The organism is Allobosea vaviloviae (assembly GCF_001298265.1).
Taxonomy (GTDB): Bacteria; Pseudomonadota; Alphaproteobacteria; order Rhizobiales; family Beijerinckiaceae; genus Allobosea; species Allobosea vaviloviae_B.
In genome coordinates, this window is record NZ_LGSZ01000040.1 from 221803 (window position 1) to 242778 (window position 20976).

At 67.3% G+C, this 20976-nt stretch carries 22 protein-coding genes; 9 read left to right on the plus strand and 13 right to left on the minus strand.

Translation table 11 applies throughout. From position 1 onward, the window contains the following. Window positions 1–4: 4 nt before the first annotated feature. Entirely contained in the window at window positions 5–679 is a 675-nt protein-coding gene (locus AE618_RS12845; protein ID WP_054209450.1) for a spermidine synthase, read from the minus strand. A 192-nt stretch (window positions 680–871) separates the two neighbouring features. Between AE618_RS12845 and AE618_RS12855 the strand changes: the two genes are divergently transcribed. From AE618_RS12855 to AE618_RS12870, 4 genes are all read left to right on the plus strand, one after another. Beyond that, window positions 872–2104, plus strand: a complete 1233-nt coding sequence (locus tag AE618_RS12855) for an MFS transporter (RefSeq protein WP_054209452.1) — start codon at window positions 872–874, stop codon at window positions 2102–2104. A 162-nt stretch (window positions 2105–2266) separates the two neighbouring features. Next, window positions 2267–3046, plus strand: coding sequence for a transporter substrate-binding domain-containing protein (locus tag AE618_RS12860; protein WP_054209453.1), 780 nt, complete (start codon window positions 2267–2269; stop codon window positions 3044–3046). 72 nt (window positions 3047–3118) lie between these two features. Beyond that, a complete protein-coding gene (locus AE618_RS12865) occupies window positions 3119–3847 on the plus strand; it encodes an ABC transporter permease (RefSeq protein WP_054209567.1) in 729 nt (242 codons plus the stop codon). Further along, window positions 3844–4560 carry an ABC transporter permease gene (locus tag AE618_RS12870; RefSeq protein WP_054209454.1) on the plus strand — a complete coding sequence of 239 codons (717 nt, stop codon included), beginning with the start codon at window positions 3844–3846 and terminating at the stop codon, window positions 4558–4560. Before AE618_RS12865 ends, AE618_RS12870 begins: the two co-directional genes overlap by 4 nt. Before the next feature lie 23 nt (window positions 4561–4583). On the opposite strand, the gene map is transcribed toward AE618_RS12870, so the two are convergent. Next, window positions 4584–5333: a type I methionyl aminopeptidase gene (gene map / locus AE618_RS12875; RefSeq protein WP_054209455.1), complete on the minus strand. Its 750-nt coding sequence runs from the start codon at window positions 5331–5333 to the stop codon at window positions 4584–4586. A 148-nt stretch (window positions 5334–5481) separates the two neighbouring features. Here map and AE618_RS12880 point away from each other — a divergent pair, with 148 nt between their 5' ends. Continuing rightward, window positions 5482–6348, plus strand: a complete 867-nt coding sequence (locus AE618_RS12880) for an NAD(P)-dependent oxidoreductase (protein ID WP_054209456.1) — start codon at window positions 5482–5484, stop codon at window positions 6346–6348. 36 nt (window positions 6349–6384) lie between these two features. Here AE618_RS12880 and AE618_RS12885 read toward each other — a convergent pair whose 3' ends face one another. From AE618_RS12885 to solA, 3 genes are read right to left on the minus strand one after another with little or no spacing between them, the layout of a single operon-like run. Further along, entirely contained in the window at window positions 6385–7575 is a 1191-nt protein-coding gene (locus AE618_RS12885) for a multidrug effflux MFS transporter (protein ID WP_054209457.1), read from the minus strand. Continuing rightward, a complete protein-coding gene (locus AE618_RS12890; RefSeq protein ID WP_054209458.1) occupies window positions 7572–8474 on the minus strand; it encodes a DMT family transporter in 903 nt (300 codons plus the stop codon). The genes AE618_RS12885 and AE618_RS12890 overlap by 4 nt, the downstream gene beginning before the upstream one ends. A 33-nt stretch (window positions 8475–8507) precedes the next feature. Next, entirely contained in the window at window positions 8508–9647 is a 1140-nt protein-coding gene (solA, locus tag AE618_RS12895; protein WP_054209459.1) for an N-methyl-L-tryptophan oxidase, read from the minus strand. A 199-nt stretch (window positions 9648–9846) separates the two neighbouring features. Between solA and AE618_RS12900 the strand changes: the two genes are divergently transcribed. After that, complete coding sequence (locus tag AE618_RS12900; protein ID WP_054209460.1) at window positions 9847–11616, plus strand: methyl-accepting chemotaxis protein; 1770 nt, start codon at window positions 9847–9849, stop codon at window positions 11614–11616. A 19-nt stretch (window positions 11617–11635) separates the two neighbouring features. Here the strand turns inward: AE618_RS12900 and AE618_RS12905 are convergent, their stop codons facing one another. From AE618_RS12905 to moaA, 4 genes are all read right to left on the minus strand, one after another. Beyond that, window positions 11636–12400 carry a hypothetical protein gene (locus AE618_RS12905; protein ID WP_054209461.1) on the minus strand — a complete coding sequence of 255 codons (765 nt, stop codon included), beginning with the start codon at window positions 12398–12400 and terminating at the stop codon, window positions 11636–11638. 39 nt (window positions 12401–12439) lie between these two features. Further along, window positions 12440–13900, minus strand: a complete 1461-nt coding sequence (locus AE618_RS12910; protein ID WP_054209462.1) for a hypothetical protein — start codon at window positions 13898–13900, stop codon at window positions 12440–12442. Then, window positions 13890–14420, minus strand: coding sequence for a hypothetical protein (locus AE618_RS12915; protein ID WP_210166458.1), 531 nt, complete (start codon window positions 14418–14420; stop codon window positions 13890–13892). Before AE618_RS12915 ends, AE618_RS12910 begins: the two co-directional genes overlap by 11 nt. A gap of 173 nt (window positions 14421–14593) precedes the next feature. Beyond that, a complete protein-coding gene (moaA, locus tag AE618_RS12920) occupies window positions 14594–15622 on the minus strand; it encodes a GTP 3',8-cyclase MoaA (protein WP_054209568.1) in 1029 nt (342 codons plus the stop codon). 174 nt (window positions 15623–15796) lie between these two features. Between moaA and AE618_RS12925 the strand changes: the two genes are divergently transcribed. Then, on the plus strand, window positions 15797–16165 hold the full coding sequence (locus AE618_RS12925; RefSeq protein ID WP_054209464.1) for a gamma-butyrobetaine hydroxylase-like domain-containing protein: 369 nt from the start codon (window positions 15797–15799) through the stop codon (window positions 16163–16165). Between the two features lie 24 nt (window positions 16166–16189). Here the strand turns inward: AE618_RS12925 and AE618_RS12930 are convergent, their stop codons facing one another. From AE618_RS12930 to AE618_RS12945, 4 genes are all read right to left on the minus strand, one after another. Beyond that, window positions 16190–16594, minus strand: coding sequence for an AtzH-like domain-containing protein (locus AE618_RS12930; RefSeq protein WP_054209465.1), 405 nt, complete (start codon window positions 16592–16594; stop codon window positions 16190–16192). Then, window positions 16591–17763 carry an amidase gene (locus AE618_RS12935; protein ID WP_054209466.1) on the minus strand — a complete coding sequence of 391 codons (1173 nt, stop codon included), beginning with the start codon at window positions 17761–17763 and terminating at the stop codon, window positions 16591–16593. Before AE618_RS12935 ends, AE618_RS12930 begins: the two co-directional genes overlap by 4 nt. 141 nt (window positions 17764–17904) lie before the next feature. Further along, complete coding sequence (locus tag AE618_RS12940; protein ID WP_054209467.1) at window positions 17905–18483, minus strand: L,D-transpeptidase; 579 nt, start codon at window positions 18481–18483, stop codon at window positions 17905–17907. Window positions 18484–18728: 245 nt separating this feature from the next. After that, window positions 18729–18965: a hypothetical protein gene (locus tag AE618_RS12945; protein WP_156330245.1), complete on the minus strand. Its 237-nt coding sequence runs from the start codon at window positions 18963–18965 to the stop codon at window positions 18729–18731. Between the two features lie 193 nt (window positions 18966–19158). Here AE618_RS12945 and AE618_RS12950 point away from each other — a divergent pair, with 193 nt between their 5' ends. Both AE618_RS12950 and AE618_RS12955 read left to right on the plus strand, forming a co-directional pair. Then, the gene (locus AE618_RS12950) at window positions 19159–20169 is read left to right on the plus strand and encodes an ornithine cyclodeaminase family protein (protein ID WP_054209469.1); all 1011 of its coding nucleotides are present in this window, start codon (window positions 19159–19161) and stop codon (window positions 20167–20169) included. Further along, the gene (locus AE618_RS12955; protein ID WP_197280769.1) at window positions 20166–20969 is read left to right on the plus strand and encodes a phosphate/phosphite/phosphonate ABC transporter substrate-binding protein; all 804 of its coding nucleotides are present in this window, start codon (window positions 20166–20168) and stop codon (window positions 20967–20969) included. Before AE618_RS12950 ends, AE618_RS12955 begins: the two co-directional genes overlap by 4 nt. Window positions 20970–20976: the final 7 nt, after the last annotated feature.

Consider the following 20976-nt stretch of genomic DNA (forward strand, 5'->3'; position numbering starts at 1 on the left):
CCACTCAGGCCTTACGCGCCAGCCAGATGATGTGCCGGGCGCCGGCCTTGCCACGGTGGGCCCGCACCATCACCTCCTCGACCGCAAAGCCGGCATGCCGCAGCCTCGCGGCAAAGCGCCGGTCGGGCCCCTGCGACCACACCGCCAGGATGCCGCCGGGGCGCAGCGCGGCCTTGGCCAGCCCGAGCCCGCCATCCTCGTAAAGCCGGTCGTTGGCGGCGACCGTCAGCGCCTCCGGCCCATTGTCGACATCGAGCAGGATCGCGTCGTAGCGGCCTGCGCCGTCGGCGATGACGCGCCCGACATCCTCCACCGCGATCGTGACGCGGGGATCGTCGAGGCAGCCGGCGAACAGCTCCGCCATCGGGCCGCGCGCCCAGTCGACCACGGCCGGAATCAGTTCCGACACGGTGATCTCGGCCCCGGCCGGAAAACTCGAAAGAGCCGCGCGCAGCGTGAAGCCCATGCCGAGCCCGCCGATCAGGATGCGTGGCTTGTCGCGGCCGGCGAGCCGCGTCGCGACGAGCGTCGCAAGCGCCTCCTCCGAGCCGCTGAGGCGGCTGTTCATCAGTTCGATCGTGCCGAGCATGATCGAGAATTCGGCGCCGCGGCGCTTCAGCCGCAATTCGCGATTGGCGCCGGGCAGCGTCGCTGTGTCGAGCGGAATCCAGGGAATCACGGGCAGATCTCGATCAAGAGGCGGACGCGGAGGCAGAGGGCTGCGGCACCGTCTATAGCCTCTGGTCGCCGCACATGCAGGAAAATCATGCCGGGGCGCCTCACGCCGAGTTGATCCGACGCGGACCGCATGGCTATGGCATGCTGCAATGCAGCGTAACGCTGCGCCGCCACGAACGGACCAACCACCCTGATGACGCTTGCGACGAACGACACCGGCATCCCTGCGGCTGCGACCAAGGCGGCGACGGATCGGCCAGCCGCCCATCTCGGGCTGGTGCTCTTCGCGCTGGCGATGGGCGGCTTCGCGATCGGCACCACCGAATTCGCGGTGATGAGCCTGGTGCCCTATTTCTCCGCCGGTCTCGGCATCGACGAGCCGACCGCTGGCCATGTCATCAGCGCCTATGCGCTCGGTGTCGTCGTCGGCGCGCCGGTCATCGCCGTGTTGGCGGCGAGGGTCGCCCGGCGCACGCTGCTGATCGGGTTGATGGCGGTGTTCGGCATCGCCAACCTGCTGAGCGCGCTGGCTCCGAGCTATGGCTGGATGCTGGTGTTTCGTTTCCTCAGCGGCCTGCCGCACGGCGCCTATTTCGGCGTGGCCGCGCTCGTGGCCGCCTCGCTCTCGCCGCCGAACCGGCGCGCGCAAGCCGTCGCTCGCGTCATGCTCGGCCTCACCGTCGCGACCATCATCGGTGTGCCCTTCGCCAACTGGATGGGTCAGGCGCTCGGCTGGCGTTGGGGCTTCGGCGTCGTCGCCCTGCTGGCGCTCCTGACCATGGCGCTGGTCTACGCCTTCGCGCCGCGCGACAGGGTCCAGCCGGGAGCGAGCCCGTTTCGCGAACTGGGCGCGCTCAAGCGGCGGCAGGTCTGGCTGACGCTGGCGATCGGCGCGATCGGCTTCGGCGGCATGTTCGCGGTCTACACCTATCTCGCCTCGACGCTGATGGAGGTGACGCGGGTGGCGCCCGGGCTCGTGCCGGTCGTGCTCTGCGTCTTCGGCCTCGGATTGACCGCGGGGACGCTGGTCGGGGCCTGGCTGGCCGACCGGGCGCTGATGCCGGCGATCGGCGGAATGCTGCTCTGGACTGCGGCCGCTCTGGCGCTGTTCCCGTTCGCGGCCGGCAATATTGGGACGATCTCGCTGGTCGTCTTCTTGATCGGGACCAGCGGCGGACTGGGCGCCATGCTGCAGACCCGGCTGATGGATGTCGCCGACGACGCGCAGACGCTGGCGGCGGCGCTCAACCACAGCGCCTTCAACACGGCCAATGCGCTCGGCCCCTGGCTCGGCGGCATGGCGATCGCGGCGGGTTATGGCTGGACCTCCACGGGCTGGGTCGGCTCGGCGCTGGCGCTTGCCGGTTTCGCAATCTGGGCCGTCGCGGTGCTGGACGACCGGCGCCGGGCGACGCAGACGCGCTGAGCGGATCGGGCTCCGGGCGCGCTGCCGCATAAATCAGCGCGCCGGCCCATAAAAGCTGCGGGCCCCCACTTGCGGTCGGGGTGCGCTGTCGCCCAATCTGTAGGCAGAAGCCGGGTAAGGGAACTCGAAACGCCCATCCGGCCAAACCCTGTGGGAGGTCCTATGAAAGGTTTCGTGAAGTTCGTCGCCGCCGCCATGCTGACAGCTGTCAGCGCGACCGGCGCCCTGGCCCAGGCCAAGGAGTGGAAGGAAGTCCGGATCGGTACCGAAGGCGCCTATCCGCCCTTCAACAACCTCAATGCCAAGAAGGAACTCGAAGGCTTCGAGATCGACTACGGCAACATGCTCTGCGAGAAGATGAAGGTGAAATGCTCCTGGGTCGTCCAGGACTGGGACGGCATCATCCCGGCGCTGCTCGCCAGCAAATACGACATCATCATCGCCGGCATGAACGCCACCGACGAGCGTAAGAAGCGCGTCGATTTCACCTCGGTCTACACCAAGACGCCAATCTGGATCATCGGGCCGAAGACCACGACCTCGACCGACGTCTCACCGGCTGCGCTCAAGGGCAAGGCCATCGGCGTGCAGGGCTCGACAGTGCACTCCAACTTCGTCGAGAAGGTCTACAAGGACTCGACCGCGCGCCCCTATCCGACCCAGGAAGAGGCCAACCTCGACCTGCTGAGCGGCCGTCTCGACTACATCATCGCCGACTCGCTGTCGCTTGAGGATTTCCTCAACGGCAAGGGCAAGGATTGCTGCAAGAAGATCGGCGAGATCACCCGCGATCCGGCGATCCATGGTCCCGGCGTCGGAGGCGCCGTCCGCAAGGACGACGTTGCGCTCAAGGCGATGTTCGACAAGGCGATTGCGGAGTCAATCGCCGACGGCTCGCACAAGAAGATCGCCGACAAGTACTTCAAGATCCCGATCCTCTGATCGGATCGCTCGCTATGACCGGCGCGGCTCCTCCGCGCCGGTTTGGTTTCCAGCCCCGGCTCCGACTGCTTCATGTTCGATAAGTTCGCCCTGCTCGGTTTCGGCGAAGGCGGCTGGGGGCTCGCACTGCTTCAGGGCACGGGCGTCACGCTGTCGATCGCGCTCGCGACCTTGCCTTTCGGCCTGGCGCTGGGTCTCGTCGTCGCGCTCTGGAAGCGCTCGCGCAACGTGGGCCTGCGCGCGATCTCGACCGCCTACACGACGGTGTTTCGCGGTGTGCCGGAACTGCTGACGCTCTACATCATCTATTTCGGTGTCCAGGTGGTGTTCCAGGAGTTCTGGCGTTGGCTTGGCCTGCCTGGCACCTTCTCGATGCCGCCCTTCGTCGCCGGCATGATTGCGCTCGGCGTGGTTCTCTCGGCGTTTTCGAGCGAGGTCTGGGTCGGCGCGCTGAATTCCATTCCCCAGGGCCAGCGTGAGGCGGCCGCGGCGCTGGGCCTGTCGCGGGCGCAGGCCTTCCGGCTCATCGTGTTTCCTCAGCTTATCCGCGTCGCGCTGCCCGGCCTCGGCAACAACTGGATGGTGCTGCTGAAGGAGACCTCGTTGGTCTCGGTCATCACCTTGCCCGACATCATGTTCATCACCACCCGTGCCAATGTCGCGACAAAGGAGCCGTTCCTGTTCTTCGGCGCGGCGATCATGATCTATCTCGTGATCTCGCTGATCTCGGCCTGGGGCATGGGCAGGATGGAGCTGCGCGCCAATCGCGGCATCGCCGCCTTTCAGGGCGCGACGCGATGAACTGGTGCGAATATCCCGGCTGGCTCGTCGGCAGCGAGGTCTTCCAGAACTATGGCTGCCGCATGGCCGGCGGTCTCTGGATCACGTTGGAACTCGTCGCGATCTCGGTTGTTCTCGGCTTCGCGCTGGCGGTCGGCCTGGCGGTGGCGCGGCTGTACGGGCCGGGTTGGGCGCAAGCTGCGATCAAGGGCTACACCACCTTCTTTCGTGGCACGCCACTGCTCTGCCAGCTGTTCCTGGTCTATTACGGCTTGGGCCAGTTTCGCCTGTTCTGGACCGATATCGGCCTGTGGTGGTTTTTCCGCGAGCCGTTCTACTGCGCGCTCCTGACCTTCGTAATCAACACGGCGGCCTATCAGGCCGAGATCCTGCGCGGCGCCATCCAGTCGATTCCGCGCGGCCAGTTCGAGGGGGCTCTGTCGCTGGGCCTGCACCGCTGGTCGACGCTGCGCCACGTCGTCATGCCCCAGGCGATGATTCTGGCGCTGCGCCCGCTCGGCAACGAACTGATCGTCATGATCAAGTCCAGTGCCGTCGTCTCGCTGGTGACGATCTACGACCTGATGGGCGCGACCAAGCTCGCCTTCTCGCGCTCCTTCGACCTGACGATCTATCTCTACGCGGCGCTGATCTACCTGATCCTGGTCGAGGTGGTCAGGCGGGTCTGGGACGCGCTGGAATTGCGCCTGACCCGGCATATGGCGCTGCGCTGAGGACCCTTGGTGCGCTGTCGCGATCAGGCCGGCAGCGTCAGCACCATCGCGCCATTGGCCGTGGCGACGAGGGTGTGTTCGTATTGCACAGTCGGCGCGCGCGGCTCGCCATAGAGGGTCCAAGCATCATCGCCGTTCTCCGCCCAATTCGCGCCCAGCGAGAGGAATGGCTCGATGGTGAAGACCTGGCCCTTCTGCATCACCCGGCGCTCGGACCGGTCCGGCCAGGTCGCGAGCTCTGTCGGCTCCTCATGGAGCGAACGCCCCACGCCGTGGCTCGCGAGATTGCGCACCAGCGTATAGCCGTTCTTCTCGGCGAAGCGGCCGATCGCCTGCCCGATCCCGGCCAGCGGCTTGCCGGCACCGACCTGCCCGATCCCGACCCAGAGTGCGCGGCGCCCATCGCGGCAGAGTCGCTCCGTCCGGCGGGCGACTGGCGGCACGGCGAAGGAGGCGCCGGTGTCCGAATAGAAGCCGGCCTTCTCCGCGGAGACGTCGATGTTGATGAGGTCGCCGGCCTCGATTCGCCGCGCCCCGGGGATGCCATGGGCGATCTCGTCATTGACGCTGATGCATGTCGCGCCCGGGAAGTCGTAGTCCAGCTCCGGCGCCGAGCGCGCCCCGGCCCGGTCGAGCAGGCTGCGGCCGATCTGGTCCAGCTCGGCGGTGGTCATGCCAGGCTCGATCGCCTTGCCCATGGCGGCGAGCGTCTGCGCGACGATGCGGCCGATGTCCTGCAGGCATTTGAGGTCGTCGTCATTGGAGATCGTCATGGCCGGGTGCCTAGCCGCTTCCCGGGCGCCTCACAACCGACACGGCGTCATCGCGCATATGCGGCCGCACAGCAGTGCGCCTTTGCAGAGGGGCGGACGCAGGCTAAAGCGCTTGGTGAAATCAAAAAACAGTCAAGCGGAGCGTACCATGGCTAAAGTCGCCTTCATCGGTCTCGGCGTCATGGGATACCCCATGGCCGGCCACCTCAAGGCCAAGGGCCACGAGGTCACGGTCTACAACCGCAACCCGACGAAGGCACAGGCCTGGGTCTCGCAGCATGCCGGCATCTCGGCAGCGACCCCGGCCGACGCGGCCCGGGGGCAGGAGATCGTCTTCGCCTGCGTCGGCAATGACGACGATCTGCGCTCGGTGACGCTGGGCGAGCAGGGCGCCTTCGCCGGGATGGAGACGGGCGCGCTCTTCGTCGACCACACCACGGCCTCGGCCAATGTCGCGCGTGAACTGAACGCTGCGGCGAAGACCGGCGGTTTCGGCTTCATCGACGCGCCGGTCTCCGGCGGCCAGGCCGGCGCCGAGAACGGCGTGCTGACGGTGATGTGCGGCGGCGACCAGGAGCCTTACGCCCGGGCCGAGCCGGTGATCGCGGCTTACGCCCGCATGTGCAAGCTGATGGGCCCGGCCGGTTCCGGCCAGCTCACCAAGATGGTCAACCAGATCTGCATCGCCGGTCTCGTCCAGGCGCTGTCGGAGGGCGTGCATTTCGCCAAGCGCGCCGGGCTCGACGTCGAGGCCATGCTGGAGGTGATCTCGAAGGGTGCCGCCGGTTCCTGGCAGATGGAGAACCGTGGGAAGACGATGAACGCCGGCAAGTTCGACTTCGGCTTCGCTGTCGACTGGATGCGCAAGGATCTCGGCATCGTGCTGGAGGAGGCGCGCGGCAACGGCGCCCAGCTCCCAGTCACTGCGCTGGTCGATCAGTTCTACGCCGAGGTCCAGAAGATGGGCGGCAGGCGCTGGGATACGTCCAGCCTGCTCGCAAGGCTCGAGGACTGAGCGAAAACGCGGGAGCGTCGATGGCTGGAGAGATCGTCAGCGCTCGGGCGCGATGCCCCGCCGGCCGAAATGGATCGCCACCAGCCCGGCTGTGGTCAATAGCCATATCAGCACGATCAGCGATGGTGGCCAGAGCGTCACCAGCCAGCTGATCAGGACGGTCATCAGCGCGCTGAGGCCGAGCTGGATCGCGCCCATCAATCCGGCCGCAGAGCCGGCGAGCTCGGGTCGTGCCGAGAGCGCCTCTGCCGTCGAGCCGGGAATCGTCATGCCGTTGCCGATGGCGTTGAGGGCGAGCGGCAGGAACAGCATCAGCGGCGACCAGTCCTCCCTCAGCGCCAGCGGCACCGCGATCGTGATCGCGATGGTGGAGATGACCAGGCCGAGATGGACCATGCGCGGCGCGCCCAGGCGGACCACTAGCCTTGCCATCGCGAAGTTGCCGAGCATGTAGCCGAGCGCGTTCAGGATGAAATAGGAGCCGTAGACGTCGCTGCCACGCCCCATGGTTTCGACGACGATATAGGGCGCCGCCGCGATGAAGGCGAAGAAGGCCGACGAGCTCGTCGAGACGGCGATCACGTTGAGGACGAAGACGCGATTCGTCGCGAGTTCCGGAAACGCGCGGAAGACGCCCAGCAGCGGCGTGCGCAGGCCCGTGTTGGGGGCGGTTTCCGGCAGCCTCGCCGTCGTCAGCAGCAGGACGACCGCGCCGATGAGCGTCATGAACCACAAGACCATGCGCCAGCCGAACCGGGTCTCGATCTGCCCGCCGAGCCAGGGCGCGACCATGGGCGCGACGACCATGACCATAGTCACGGTCGCGATCTGGCTGGCGGCCTGGTCGCGGCTGGCCGTGTCGCGGATGATCGCGCGCGACAGCGCGAAGACCGAGCCCGAGCCCGCTCCCTGAAGCACGCGCGCCAGCAGCAGCCATTCGATCGATGGTGCGACGGCGCCGAGCAGGGAGCCGAAGACGAACAGCACGATCCCGGCATTGACGCAGGGGCGCCGGCCGAAGCGGTCGGAGAGCGGGCCGCTGACCAGTTGCGTCAGCGCCACCGCCACCAGGAACAGCGTCAGCGTCAGCTGGATCGTCGCGTAGCTCGCGCCGAAATGGCGTGACAGGTTGGGCGCGGCCGGCGCCATCATATTGAGCGCCAGCGGCTGCAGCGCCGAGATCGCAACCAGGACGGCAAGGGTCGGTTTTGCGATCGGAGCGGTCATGAAGGCGGGGGGCTCGCGATCTTCAGGTTGGATTGCGGCAGGACGCGCTGCCGGTGCATCGTGTAGAGCCCGCTCCAGACGATCAGCGCGATCCCGAGCCCGGCGACGGGATCTGGAACATGCCCCCAGACGACATAGCCCATCATGACGGCCAGGATGACGACGGAATAGCGATAGCCCGATACGACGCCGACATCGGTGTTGCGATAGGCGCTGATGATGCAGATGCTGCCAGCGGCCATCAATGCGGCAGCGCCGGCGACATAGACCGTCTCGCGCCGCCAGACCGGCTGCCAGATCTCGAACACGCCATAGCCGCAGGCGACCAGGCCGACGATGGCAGTCGTCATCAGCGCGATCACGGTCGAGGGAATCTCGTTCCCGATCTTGCGCGTCAGCAGGTCGCGGGCGGCGGCGAGGCAGGCGCTGACGAGCGCGACCAGTGCGGCGACGTTGAAGGAATCGGTCGCGGGCCTCAGCACGACGAGGACTCCGCAGAAGCCGACGAAGACCGCGAGCGTGCGGCGCCAGCCGACGCGCTCGATCCGCAGCACGACGGCCAGCACGACGATGATGATCGGCGAGGCCAGCAGGATCGCCGTGACATCCGCCAGCGGCATTTCCGCCAGTGCCCAGATGAAGGTCAGCGTGACGCCGGCATCGATCAGACCGCGCAGCAGCACGATCGGCCTCATCGCCAGCCGCAGCTTGGCCCCCTCTTTGAAGGCGAGCACGAGGCCGAGCGCGGTCAGCAACGCGAAGCCCGTCCGCAGCGTGATCGCCTGACCGGCCGGATAAACCTCGCGCGCCAGCTTCATCAGCGCGTCATTGCAGACGAAGAGCGCCATCGCAGCCAGCATGGCGAGGATGCCGCGGCGGTTTTCGTCTGGGCTGGCCACGGCGTTGTCTGGTCCCTCTTCGTCGATCTAGGCTCAGGCCGCGAAGCGATCGAGCGAGAAGGGCTTGAGATCGAACGCCGACTGGCCCGATGTCGAGAGATTGGCGAGAATCTCGCCGATGGCGCTGGCGAACTTGAAGCCGTGGCCGGAGCAGGCCGACGCGAAGACCGCCTGCGGCACGCCGGGCACGGCATCGATGATGAAGTCCTCATCGGGCGTCACGCTGTAGACGCAGCCCTTCAGCGTCAGCGGTTCGCCCGCCGCATCGGGCAGGTAGCGCGCGAGGCAATCGCGGATCAGCTCGACCTGCCGCGGGCTGGGTGTGCGGTCGTCCTCGCGCGGGTCCATCGGCTCACGGCCGAAATGCGGCCCGCCAAGCTTGAAGCCGGGATGTTCATAAAGCGGGAAGCCGTAGAAGGTGCCCTCATCGGCGCTCAGGATGAAGACCGGGAAAACATCGGGGCGGTAGAGTTCCGGCCGACGCGTCGTGAACCAGCCGATCGCCTGCCGCACCGTCGCGACGTTGTTGGCGAGCGCCGGCACCGCGTCCGCGATCCAGCCGCCCGAGGTGATCACCAGGCGACCGGCGGAATAAGTGCCGCGGTCGGTGCGAACGATGACACCGCCCTGCGCCGTCGGCGTCCAGTCGAGCATCGGCTCGTTGGTGCGGATCTCCGCGCCGCGCGACTGCGCCAGCCCGACATGCGCGTAAATCGCCTTTTCCGATGCGACGAAACCGCCATCCGGCTGCCACAGCCCGATATGGCCGGCCGGCAGCTGGAAACCCGGGAAGCGCCGCGCGAGCTCCCGGGCGTCGAGCTGCTCATGCACCAGCCCGTGGTCGATGCAGGATTGCAGCGAGGCCTCGACCGGCCCGCCTCCCGCCGGGGCCAGATCGAGCGAGCCGGTGACGTGCAGCAGCTTCATGCCCGCCTCGTCGCCCGTCTCCTGCCATAGCTGATGCGCACGCTGGACGATCGGGACGTAGTGCGAGCCCTCGAAATAGGCGATCCGGATGATCCGGGTCAGCCCGTGCGAGGAGCCCATCGCATGGCCGAGGTCGAAGCGTTCCAGGCCGAGGACCTTCAGCCCGCGCTTCGCCAGATGCCAGCAGGCGGCCGATCCCATGGCACCGACCCCGGCGACGATGACGTCGTAGCTGTTGCTCGTCATGGTGGTCTCGCTGGCAGTTGGGCAAGGCGGGCGGGCCGACAAGATTGGGCCTGAATCTGCCGGAGCAATACAGGGGCAACCTGCGCGGGTCCATGCCCAGCGTCGCCGGATGTGCCTGTTCGAGGCGCGCCGGTGAGCCTTTCTTAACAATGTCCAACCATAACGGAAGCCTACGTAGAAAACTTAACCGGATGGGCTGATGCACCGCAGGGTTCGACGCTGGCTGAGCGGTCGGAACCAGTCGATCGCGGTGGATGCCACCGTGATCGATGAGGCCGTGACGGTTGTCGTCCCGGCTGGCGCGCGCATTCCCGGCGATGCCGCCGACCGTGAAGCCGTGACCATGCTCGAACAGGACGTGGTGGCCGCGATGCGCCGCCTCGCTGCTGATCTGGCCAGTGCAGAGCATTTCTCGGCGGAGTCCGAAGTCCGGTCCGGCGCCATCCACGACAGTGTTATCGGAATGCGTGCGGCGACAGCGACCGCGAGTGCCAACTCGGCAACGCTAGTTGCGGCGACGCAGCAGGTCTCCGATGCGGCCGAACAGATCGGCACGTCGATGAGCGATGCGCGCGAGAGGCTCGATGCAGCGGCGACGCGCGCTGGCGAGGCGACCGAGATGATGACCGGTCTGGCGTTCGCGACGGCGGAAATCCGCGGGATCGTCGATTCGATCGCTGAGATCGCGCGCCAGACCAACCTGCTCGCCTTGAATGCGTCCATCGAGGCGGCCCGCGCTGGCGAGGCGGGGCGCGGCTTCGGTGTCGTCGCCCAGGAGGTCAAGTCGCTCTCGGTCGAGGTGCGCGACGCCGTCGGTCATATCCGCGACCGCGTCGACCGGCTGACGCAGGCCGCCCATGGCTCGGCGGCCATCGTCACCGAAGCCTTCCAGATGGTCCGCGACGTCAATCCGGTGATCGCGGCGATCGGCAACGCCTCGCAGGAACAGGCCACCGCGACGGCCGAGCTCTCCCGCAACGCCGGCGCGACGGCGCGCTTCGTCGAAACGGTCGTGCAGCGCGTCGACGAGATCGACAGGGTCGCCATGGCGGCGGCCACCGAAAGCGCCAGCGCCCGCAAGGCAACGACCAAGGGCTCGCTTCTGGCCGGCGGCATGCTGCGCCGCTTCATCCCGACACTGCGCCATTCGTCTTTTGCCGACCGCCGCTTGCATGACCGCTTCCCGGTCGAGCACAGCGCCAAGGCGCGGCTGGGCACGGTCGACTTCGTCAGCCATACTATCGACCTCGGTCGTGGCGGCGTCCTGCTGGCCCGTCCTGATGATCGAAGCCTCATGCCGGGACTTTCCGGCTCGATCGAGATCGCCGACCTGCCGCCGTTGCCATGCCGCATGGCGGCGATGAGCGAACTCGGTCTCCACGTCGCCTTCGATCGGCATGGCTTCGACGAGAACCGGCTTCTCGACGGTCTGATCGAATCCATCGAGAATTCCTACCGCCCGCTGATCGAAAGGGCCCAGACTTTCGCCGTCGAGGTCGCCACGCTGATGGAGGAGGCTCTTGGGGCTCGGCTCATCGACGAGGTGGAGCTGTTCGACGTGGACTACATCGCCGTGCCGGACACCGAGCCGCGGCAATACCGCAACCGCGCGCTGCCGGCGCTCGAGGCGATCCTGCCGACCTTGCTGGGCCGCACCCTCGCCAGCGACCCGCGGCTGCTTTTCACCATAGCGATCGATCGCAACGGCTATATTCCGGTCCACAACGCCGCCTACGCCATGCCGCAGCGGCCGGCCGACCCCGTCTGGAACGCCTCGCATTCACGCAACATGCGCATTTTCGACGACCGCGCCGGCATCGCGGCGGCGCGCTCGGTGCGGCCCTTTCTGGTCCAGTCCTATCCGCGCGACATGGGCGGCGGCGTCACCGAAATGGTCCGCGAGGTCGATGCACCGTTGCGGGTCAAAGGCCGCCACTGGGGCGGCGTGCGCATGGCCTACCGGATGTAACCTCTCGGTCTGAGAGCGCCTACAGCCGCTCCCAGACGAACGGGATGTTCAGCACGCGCAGGGTCTGCTGCCACAGCGAGCCGGCCTGTTCGAGCCGCTGGGCATCGTAGACGCCCTGGACCTGATGGACCTGGAGCTGCCACGCTCCGGCACCCGAATCCCGCCAGACCTTGCCGACCAGCCGTTTCAGGCGCTCGGGGTCGCGCGCGCCGGCATTCGAGCCGAAAACCGTGAACTGGCTGGAATTCTGCAGCATGTCCGAGACCAGGACGAGCGACCGCTCGCCCTCGCGCACACGGGTCTCGGGCCGCGAGACGACATCGCCGACGGCCTCGACGATGGGCGAGAGATTGCCCTTCGCCGGCTGCGTCAGCACGGCCAGCGCATCATCGAGCGGCCGGCCGAACTTCTCGACCCAGCGAACATAGTCGCGGCGCGGGTTGCCGATCAGCTCGCTCGCCGTCCGGCCGGGATTGCACAGCGACAAAAGCGCCGGGAAACCCGGCTCGAACACGTCGTTGAAGACGTAGATCGACAGCATCCGGTCGGCCGGCAATTCGTCGCCGATGCGCTTGACCAGCCGTTTCAGCCGCCCGGCCTGGACCTCGCTCCAGGGATCGCTCTTGTCCACCAGCACGAGCGTGTGGCCGACCGCGCCGGTCTTCAGGCACAGTGACTCGGTGTCCCGCGGCGGGCCGCGCAGCAGGGACGGCGCCGCGAAGAAGCCGACCACCGCGACGCCCGCCAGGATGGAGGCGACGATCGCCCAGCTCTCGCTCTTCATGTCCCGCTCTTCATCCGCTTGTCAGGCCGCGTACGCTGCTTAGCGCGGCATTGCGGCAAATTCCGCATTGATCTGCCGGCGCGCTGCCTCGTCCTGCTCGAAGGCGTCGCGGCCGGCCTCGGACGCGCGCGTCTTCAGCCGCTCGATCTCGCCGGCGAGATCGAGGCCGCGCACCAGCGCCAGCCGGTCGCGCAGCTTTGCCTCGACCAGTGCCGGCATGTTTGCCAGTTGCCGCTCGAAATCCTCGATCAGGCCTTTCACCGCGCCATGCTCGGGCAGCGGCACCGGCTGGTCGATCTCGGCGACGTTGAGGGCCTGCGAGAAATAGGCCGGCGGTAGATCCGTCCGCACCCGCAGATTGGCCTCGCGATACTGCATCAGGGCTGCATCCTTGGCGCTGCGGAGCTGCGACAGCCTTGCGCCATAAAGATCTCGGATCTGGTCGGCCGTGGCCTTGGACGCCTGCAGCCTGCCGAGTTCCCGGGCGCAATCCTCCTTGAAGCCGTCGATCTGCGAGCGAACGGTTTCGAGTTCCGGCAGGAGTTCGACATCGAGCCGGCGGCGCTCCTCCTCGACGGCGTCCCAGCGCTGGCGCCAGCGCTTGTAGGCGGCGCCCTGGCCGGGATAGGTGCCGAAGGCGGAGTAGCCCTTCACGGCCGCAGCAAAAGCGACGATGCAGCCGATCAGCACCAAAGCGGCCGATTTCAGCTCGGTGATCCCCAGCGGGTCCGCCAGCATGCGCGGGATCACCTGCAGCGAGCGCGCATCGGGCGTGGCGATCAGCATCTCGCGGTAATGGCCCACTGTGAGGTTGAACATCACGATCAGGATGATCATCGCGACATAGACGGGCAGGGCCCAGAACAGATGCGAGGCCCGCACATGCTGGCAGTAGCGGGCCGGCCACAGGCCGGTCAGGAAGCCGAGCGCGATGTTGAGGGCGGAAATGATCACCGCCGTCGCGGCCCCGCCGACCAGGCCGAACTCGCTGGCCTCGGCGAAGAAATTGCCGTTCAGCAGGCTCTCGATCGCCAGCGGCACCATCAGGAACAGCAGGATGAACTGCCATTTGTCGATCTTGGGATCGGCGGTGCGGCGATGCGTGTAGTTGAAATACTCATACTCGCGCTTGGCCTTGAGCGCGTCATAGACCCGCTGCTCGAGCTCGCCGCCATGCCGGTTCAAGAGTGCCCGCATCGACGCCTCGATCGAGCGGACGCGGCCCTCATAGCGCTCCTGCGTGAAGCTCTCGCGCCGGCTGGAGATCTCGGCATGCAGGCCGTTGAGCGCGACGGCCGCCTGCTGCCGGATCGCGCCGAAGAGCTCGACGACGCGCGACAGCAGGGTCAATTCGGTTTGCGAGGGCAGGGCCGATTGCGGCGGCGGATTGTTGTCGAGCGCGTCGCTGGCTCCGTGATGGCCGGCCTGCACCAGCTCGGCGAGGTGATGGGCGGTGATCGGCGGGATCGTGCCGCCGCCGGGCCTGGATTCATCCGCCATGGGCGGCTCTCGCCAGGAACTGCCGGGCACCGACGACATCGACATGGAAATCCCGGAAGCCGCGCCGCGCAGCGTTGCGATAGGTCCGCTGGAACCAGCCGGTCATGGCGAGCAGGATGAGGGCGACGCCGGGGGCAGCCCCGTCCGAAGCGGTCAGCTCGGTTGCGTCGGCCGCAGCTCGCAGTGCCACCGCCACAGCAAGGATCGTGGCGAGCCCCAGAAGCACGCCGACACGGTGCCGGCCGAAATCATGGGCCAGTTGCAGCAGGGCTTCGATGCCGGCGATCGCAGTGAAGGCACAAAGCGCGAGCACGACAAGCGCTGTGAGGCCTGCGGCAACACTGGCGCCGATGCCGCTCGGCGAAGCCGGCGATAGCGCCAGAAACACGCTGCGTGCCGAGAATCCAGCCAGGGCGATGCAGGCGATCACGAGCAGGACCAGCAGCATCGAGAGAAGCCGCAAGCGCGGCCACAGCTTCACCGCCATGAGCGCCAGTCTTGCGATCTGGGTCTCCAGCACGAAGCGCGAAACGGCGTTGGCGATTGATCTGAGCCGAGGGAGAAAGCCTCTGATCATCGAACGCCCGCAACCTCCACCATCGGCGAACCGTTAAGCCTTTGCAGGACCGCGTCAAGACGGAGGGCAGAGAGGCCGCGCACGAGCCCTGGCCGGATGGTGCTGCCGTTGCGCGTTCAGCCGCCGGTGACGCTCATATGGCGCCCGACCGCGGGCTTGGCCCGGCGTCGGTCGATGACGAAGTCGTGGCCCTTGGGCTTGCGCGAGATCGCCTCGTCCATGGCGCGATGCAGCGCGGCGTCGTCGGCAGAGGCACGGATCGGCGCGCGCAGGTCGGCAGCGTCCTCCTGACCTAGGCACATATAGAGTGTGCCGGTGCAGGTCAGGCGGACCCGGTTGCAGCTCTCGCAGAAATTATGCGTCATCGGCGTGATGAAGCCGACGAGCCCGCCGGTTTCCTTGACGCGCACATAACGCGCCGGCCCGCCGGTCCGATAGGGATCCTCGACGAGGTTGAACTTGTCCATCAGCCGCGCCCTGACCACCGAAAGCGGCAGGAACTGGTCGATGCGGCCCGGCTCGATCTCGCCCAGCGGCATCACCTCGATCAGCGTCAGGTCCATCCCCAGACCATGCGACCAGGTCATCAGGCTCTCGATCTCGTCCTCGTTGACGCCCTTCAGCGCAACCGCGTTGATCTTGACCCGCATCCCGGCCTTGCAGGCCGCCTCGATACCGCCGAGCACCTTGCCGAGATCGCCCCAGCGCGTGATCTTGCGGAACTTGTCGGGGTCGAGCGTGTCGAGCGAGACATTGATCCGGCGCACGCCGTAATCGGCCAGCTCCTGGGCGTAACGATCGAGCAGCGAGCCATTGGTCGTCAGCGTCAGCTCCTCGAGCGCGCCGGAGGTGAGATGGCGCGAGAGCGAGCGGAACAGGTTCATCACGTCGCGGCGCACCAGCGGCTCGCCCCCGGTGAGGCGCAGTTTGCGGGTGCCGCGTGCGACGAAGGCCGATGCGACGCGGTCGATCTCTTCCAGAGTCAGCAGGTCGCGCTTGGGCAGGAAGGTCATGTCCTCGGACATGCAGTAGACGCAGCGGAAATCGCAGCGATCCGTCACCGAGATGCGCAGATAGGAGATGTCGCGGCCGAACGGGTCGGTCAGCGGCGCACGCGACAAGGGCGCGATGGCGTCTGCCTTGATGACATCTGGCTTGGTGGTGTCGAGGAGCACGGCCGGGTCTGCCCTGGTCTTTGTCGCCGCTCCTGCACGTCAGCGCGCGGGAGAGCGGCATTGCTATGAGCCCAGGACATTGGCATTGCTGCGGCCAAGGTCAAGCGCAGCCTTTGTCGCGGCCGCCACGTGAGTGAGTGCAGCATGTCATCCTGGCCGACCGAAATTCGTCTCTCGAAGGACCGCCGGACCCTTCACGTCACGTTCGATGACGGCGCGTCCCACGCGCTTTCCGCCGAATTGCTGCGGGTCGAAAGCCCCTCGGCCGAGGTCCAGGGCCACGGCCCGACGCAGAAGAAGACCATTCCCGGCAAGCGCGACGTCGAGATCATCAAGGTCGAGCCCGTGGGTCACTATGCCGTGAAGCTCACCTTCGACGACATGCACGACACCGGCATTTTCCCCTGGGACTATCTGCGCGAACTCGGCGAGACCGGCGAGGCGAAGATACAGGCCTATCTCGATGCACTTGCGGCGCAGGGCCTGTCGCGGGAGCCGGCGCGCAGGCGCTGAAGGCCCGTCGCGGCCAGGCTGGTCTCAATAGAGCCGCAGGCCGTCCATCGTCGAGACATGGGCGGAGATCACCTTCCAGCCGACGTCGGGAAAGCGCACCCAGCTCTGGCTCTGCCGGCCGACGAGGTCGCGCCCCCGCACTTTGAACTCGAGGTTCACGGTGGCGATGTCGTGGCCGAGCGTCAGGATCTCCAGCCTGATCCGCTTTTCCTTGATGCCCGGACCCGGCGGACGAGCGACGCGGTGGGCGTGGATGTCGGCAAAGCCGTAGCCGTTCTCGTGCAGCGCATAACGGATCGTATGCGGGCTGTTCCAGAAGGTGGCGTCGAGCACATCGACGTTCTTGTCGATGAGCGCCTGCTCATAAGCCTCGAACAGGGCCGAGACCTCGGCGACGACCTCGGGCAGGTTGGGGGTCAGGTCGCTCACGCGGCGGCCTCCATCGCCTGGGCGACGGCGATGAGCGCTGCATCCGTGCCGCGCCCGCCGATGATCGAGAGCCCGACCGGCGCGCCGTTCACCGTCGCCCCGGGCAGGCTCACCTGCGGCGAGCCGGTGAGGCCGCCCTGCGCGCACAGGCAGCTGATCCGGTCCTTGACGACCTGAAGCACCGGCGAGGACAGGCCACGCAACGGGGCGGGGAAGGGCGTCGTCGGCAGGCACAGGATCGTGCCCGGCGGCAGCAGATGGCGCAGCCGCCCGCGCGCCTCCAGCCGCATCATCGCGGCCCAGGCACGGTCCGCCGCCGGCATCTGCGCGCCGGTGAGGAGGGCGGCGACGACGCTGAACGCCATGCGCGGATTGGCGCTCTCGACCCAGGGCTGGAAGGTCGCCCAAGCCTCGACCGGCTGCAGCGTGCGCTGGGCTCTCGCCCACACGGAAAGCCCCTGCGGCGCCATGATCTCCTCGCGGACATCGCCGACGATCCGTCCGAGGCGTTCGACCATGGGCTTCAGCGCCTCCGCGACCTCCGGATCGGCGAAGCCGAAGGCATCGACGGCCACGATCAGCCGCGTCGGCAAGGCGCCGGGCGCTTCGCCCAGCATCACCGTCGAGACCTTGGCGAAGGTCTGCGCGTCACGCGCGAACCAGCCCGTGGTGTCGGAGCTCGGCGCCTGCGGCAGCATGCCGGTCGTGTCCACCCGGCCATGCGTCGGGCGGATGCCGTAGAGCCCGCAGAAGCTCGCGGGAACGCGAACCGATCCGCCGGTATCCGTGCCGAGCGCGGTGTCGCAGATTCCTGCCGCCACCGCCGCCGCCGAGCCGGAAGACGAGCCGCCGGGCACGCGGTCGGGCGCAGCGGTGTTGGTCGGCGTGCCGTCGAAGGCGTTCTCGCCGAGGATGCCGAGCGAGACCTCGTCTGTGATGGTCTTGCCCACCAGCTCGGCTCCGGCATCGAGCAGGGTCTGGACGGCCCAACCATGTCGCTCCGGCACGGGATTGAACTTGGCCCAGTCGTGATTGCCGCCGCCGGTGGGCACGCCCGCGACGTCGAACAGATCCTTGGCCGCGAAGCTCAGCCCTGAGAGCGGTCCGCCGGCGCGGCCGGGAATCCGAACCCGCGGCCCGGGCACGAAGGCATTGACGACATCATCCATGACAAATCCTGAAGGCTGTTGCGGACGAATCCGCACGCAAGCACGATGCCAGTCCCGGAGCGCCGTGTCGCCATGACCACCCACCATGAAAAAGGGCCGCCCCGAAGGACGGCCCCGATCAGCGGATGCGGCGTGGGTCGCTCAGCGGGCGACGACGACCCGGGTGCCGACCTTGACGCGCTCATAGAGGTCCACGACGTCTTCGTTGAGCATGCGGATGCAGCCCGAGGAGACAGCCTGGCCGATCGTCTCCGGCTCGTTGGAGCCGTGGATGCGGTAAAGCGTCGAGCCGAGATACATGGCGCGCGCGCCCATCGGGTTCTCCGGGCCGCCGGGCATGAAGCGCGGCAGGTCGGGGCGGCGCTTCAGCATTTGGGCCGGCGGCGTCCAGGTCGGCCATTCCTGCTTGCGGGTGATCGTCTGCGCGCCGGCCCAGTCGAAGCCGGGGCGGCCGACTCCGACGCCGTAGCGCATGGCCTTGCCGTCGGGCATGACGAGATACAGGCGGCGCTCGCTCGTGTTGATCACGATCGTGCCGGGATTGTACTTGCCGCTGAACGAGACGACCTCGCGCGGGATGGCCGTCGCCTGTGCCTTGGAGGGATCCTCATAGGTGAACAGCGGCTGACGCGTCAGCGGATCGATCTCGGCACGCGCCGACGAGGCCATGGCGAGCATGCCAAGGCCAGTGAACATGGCCATGCGGAAAAAGCGGTTCATGAGGACCTCGGACGGGCGGCTAAAAGGGCGCGGGACATGAAGTTGACCCTAAAAAGTCAACATCTCCTCAATTTCCTGTCAGAGTCACGGGGCCGGCGCAATCGGCGGCTCATCACATCGGTGCGAGCCAGCCGGCTTTAAGCGCGCCCGTTGCGCGCATGCAACATGGGTCCGCCGTGTGACGTCCATAGCCGACTTCGCGTTATGCAGGCCTGTCCACCAACTCGTAAAGATGCCGACGCGCCTCAGGCGTCCAGATCGGCGATGCCGAAGGTCTGGAGCAGGTCTTTGCGGCCCATGCAACTGACGTCGAAGGTCACCGCTCGGCCCTTGAATTCCGGCTTCTTGCCGAAATCCGCGGTCATGGTGTCGGTGATCGAATCGATGCGCGCTTCGCAGGCCTCGATGCTGGTGAACCGCACATCGGCGACGCGCGCCGAGGTGCATTTGGGCTCGCCGGCCACGCAGGCCAGAATGATCATCGTGAATGCGTCCATCACCCGTCCTCCTTCGGATGTTGATCGTCCCCAGCGATGAATGCTCAGCAAGTTCCGCGCCAGCGCCACGGGTGCGTTCCCGGAATTGCCGCCTTCCGGGAGCGGGGGGATGGCGGCGCGGCGCAGGCGTGTAATGTAGGGGCTAATCCGCTCTCAACACCAGGCAGGGTCCAGAAGCGTGCCACATCCTCCGCTCCATATCGATTTCCTGAACGCGCTCGATGTCGAGGCGCTGGCTCTGACCGATGCGGAGATTATTGCCGCGGTCGAGGCAGGTCTTGCCGCCCAGGGGCATAAGGCCACCGAGATCGAGCCGCGCGTGCATCTGATGCCGAAGGCCGGCGCGAACGGGCATTTCAACGTGCTGCGCGGCGCCTTCCGGGCGCCGATCAACCGGGCCGGCGTCAAGGTGATCGGCGACTTCGTCGACAACTACAAGCTCGGCCTGCCCTCGGAGATGGGCCTGCTCCTGCTGATGGACCCGATGACCGGCGTTCCGACCGCGATCGTCGACGGCAGCCACCTCACCGATATGCGCACCGGCGCGATCACCGCGATCGGAGCCAAATATCTCGCTCGCAAGGGCTCGAAGGTTCTCGGCCATGTCGGCGCCCGCGGCACCGCCTACTGGAACGTCCGCCTGCTCGATTCCCTGTTCGATTTCGACGAGATCCGTGTCCATTCGCGCCGCCCCGAAAGCCGCGACGCCTTCGGCGCGAAGCTCGCGGCCGATCTCGGTAAGCGCGTCGTCGTGACGGAAGACTGGCGCTCCTGCGTGGAGGGCGCCGACATCGTCGTCGAGGCCTCGCGGCTGAATGCGCCCGAGCCCATGCTAAAGACGGACTGGATCAAGCCGGGCGCCTTCGTCGTGCCCTATGGCACGATGAGCGCGGTCGAATTGTCGCTCACCGACATCATGAGCAAGCTCGTGGTCGATGATTGGGGCCAGTGCAAGGGTGGCCCCTTCGGCAGCTTGCGCGCCCATGTCGAGGCCGGCAAGCTCTCGGAGGAGACGCTGCATGCCGAGATGGGCGAGATCGTCGCGGGCCTCAAGCCCGGCCGCGAAAGCGAGGACGAGACCATCCTGTTCTGGCATCGCGGCCTGTCGCTGTCGGACATCGCACTCGGGCATTTCATGCTGGAGAAGGCCAGGACCATGGGCCTCGGCCAGCGGCTGCGCTACGCGTGAGCCTCGTCGCCAATGCCCGCATGTATGCCGTCGACGCCGCGACGGCGGCAGTGTGGTCGGCGCTGTTTGCGCGCGTGGCCGCATTGAGCGGGGTTCCGCTCGAGGTCATAGCCCATGCCGCGCCGGCGCCCTTGGAGGGCCTCTGGCGCCGAGACGATCTCGGCCTCGCCTTCATCTGCGGCTATCCCTTCGCGAGCGGCGGCTTCCGTGTGCAGCCCGTCGCCGCTCCGGTGCCGGCCTCGGGCGATGGCCGCCCGCTCTATGCGAGCCATCTCGTCGTGCGGGCCGATAGCGCTATTGCGACCTTGCAGGACAGCTTCGGCAGGCGCATCGGCTGGACGGTCGCGCATTCGCAATCAGGCTTCAACGCCATCAGGACGCATCTGCTCGCACGCTGGCAGGCGAGGGGGCCGCTCTATGCCGAGAGCACCGGCCCGCTGCTGACGCCGCGCCGCGTCATCGAGGCGCTGCTGGCCGACGAGATCGACATCGGCCCGCTCGATTCCTATTTCCACGACCTGCTGCTGGCTACCGAGCCGCAGACGGCTGCAGGGCTGCGCATCGTCGAGACGACGGCTCGCCGGCCCATGCCGCTGCTGGTGGCGTCCGACGGGGTCGGCGAGGCAATTGTCGCACGGTTGCGGGCGGCACTGCTGACCGCGCATCAGGACGATGAGGGACGCGCGATCCTCGCCCGGCTCCGGCTCTCGGGCTTCGCCGCCGTCGAGCCGGCGGCTTATCGCGTGCTGGTCGAAGAGGCGGATGCCGCCGACCGTGCCGGCTATCTCCAGCCGGGCTAAGGCGGAC

Coding starts and splice junctions, on each gene's coding strand:
- AE618_RS12855 (WP_054209452.1), top strand. CDS start 872: ATGACGCTTGCGACGAACGACACCGGCATCCCTGCGGCTGCGACCAAG.
- AE618_RS12860 (WP_054209453.1), top strand. CDS start 2,267: ATGAAAGGTTTCGTGAAGTTCGTCGCCGCCGCCATGCTGACAGCTGTC.
- AE618_RS12865 (WP_054209567.1), top strand. CDS start 3,119: ATGTTCGATAAGTTCGCCCTGCTCGGTTTCGGCGAAGGCGGCTGGGGG.
- AE618_RS12870 (WP_054209454.1), top strand. CDS start 3,844: ATGAACTGGTGCGAATATCCCGGCTGGCTCGTCGGCAGCGAGGTCTTC.
- map (WP_054209455.1), bottom strand. CDS start 5,333: ATGACGATCTCCAATGACGACGACCTCAAATGCCTGCAGGACATCGGC.
- AE618_RS12880 (WP_054209456.1), top strand. CDS start 5,482: ATGGCTAAAGTCGCCTTCATCGGTCTCGGCGTCATGGGATACCCCATG.
- AE618_RS12885 (WP_054209457.1), bottom strand. CDS start 7,575: ATGACCGCTCCGATCGCAAAACCGACCCTTGCCGTCCTGGTTGCGATC.
- solA (WP_054209459.1), bottom strand. CDS start 9,647: ATGACGAGCAACAGCTACGACGTCATCGTCGCCGGGGTCGGTGCCATG.
- AE618_RS12900 (WP_054209460.1), top strand. CDS start 9,847: ATGCACCGCAGGGTTCGACGCTGGCTGAGCGGTCGGAACCAGTCGATC.
- AE618_RS12905 (WP_054209461.1), bottom strand. CDS start 12,400: ATGAAGAGCGAGAGCTGGGCGATCGTCGCCTCCATCCTGGCGGGCGTC.
- AE618_RS12910 (WP_054209462.1), bottom strand. CDS start 13,900: ATGGCGGATGAATCCAGGCCCGGCGGCGGCACGATCCCGCCGATCACC.
- AE618_RS12925 (WP_054209464.1), top strand. CDS start 15,797: ATGTCATCCTGGCCGACCGAAATTCGTCTCTCGAAGGACCGCCGGACC.
- AE618_RS12935 (WP_054209466.1), bottom strand. CDS start 17,763: ATGGATGATGTCGTCAATGCCTTCGTGCCCGGGCCGCGGGTTCGGATT.
- AE618_RS12940 (WP_054209467.1), bottom strand. CDS start 18,483: ATGAACCGCTTTTTCCGCATGGCCATGTTCACTGGCCTTGGCATGCTC.
- AE618_RS12945 (WP_156330245.1), bottom strand. CDS start 18,965: ATGATCATTCTGGCCTGCGTGGCCGGCGAGCCCAAATGCACCTCGGCG.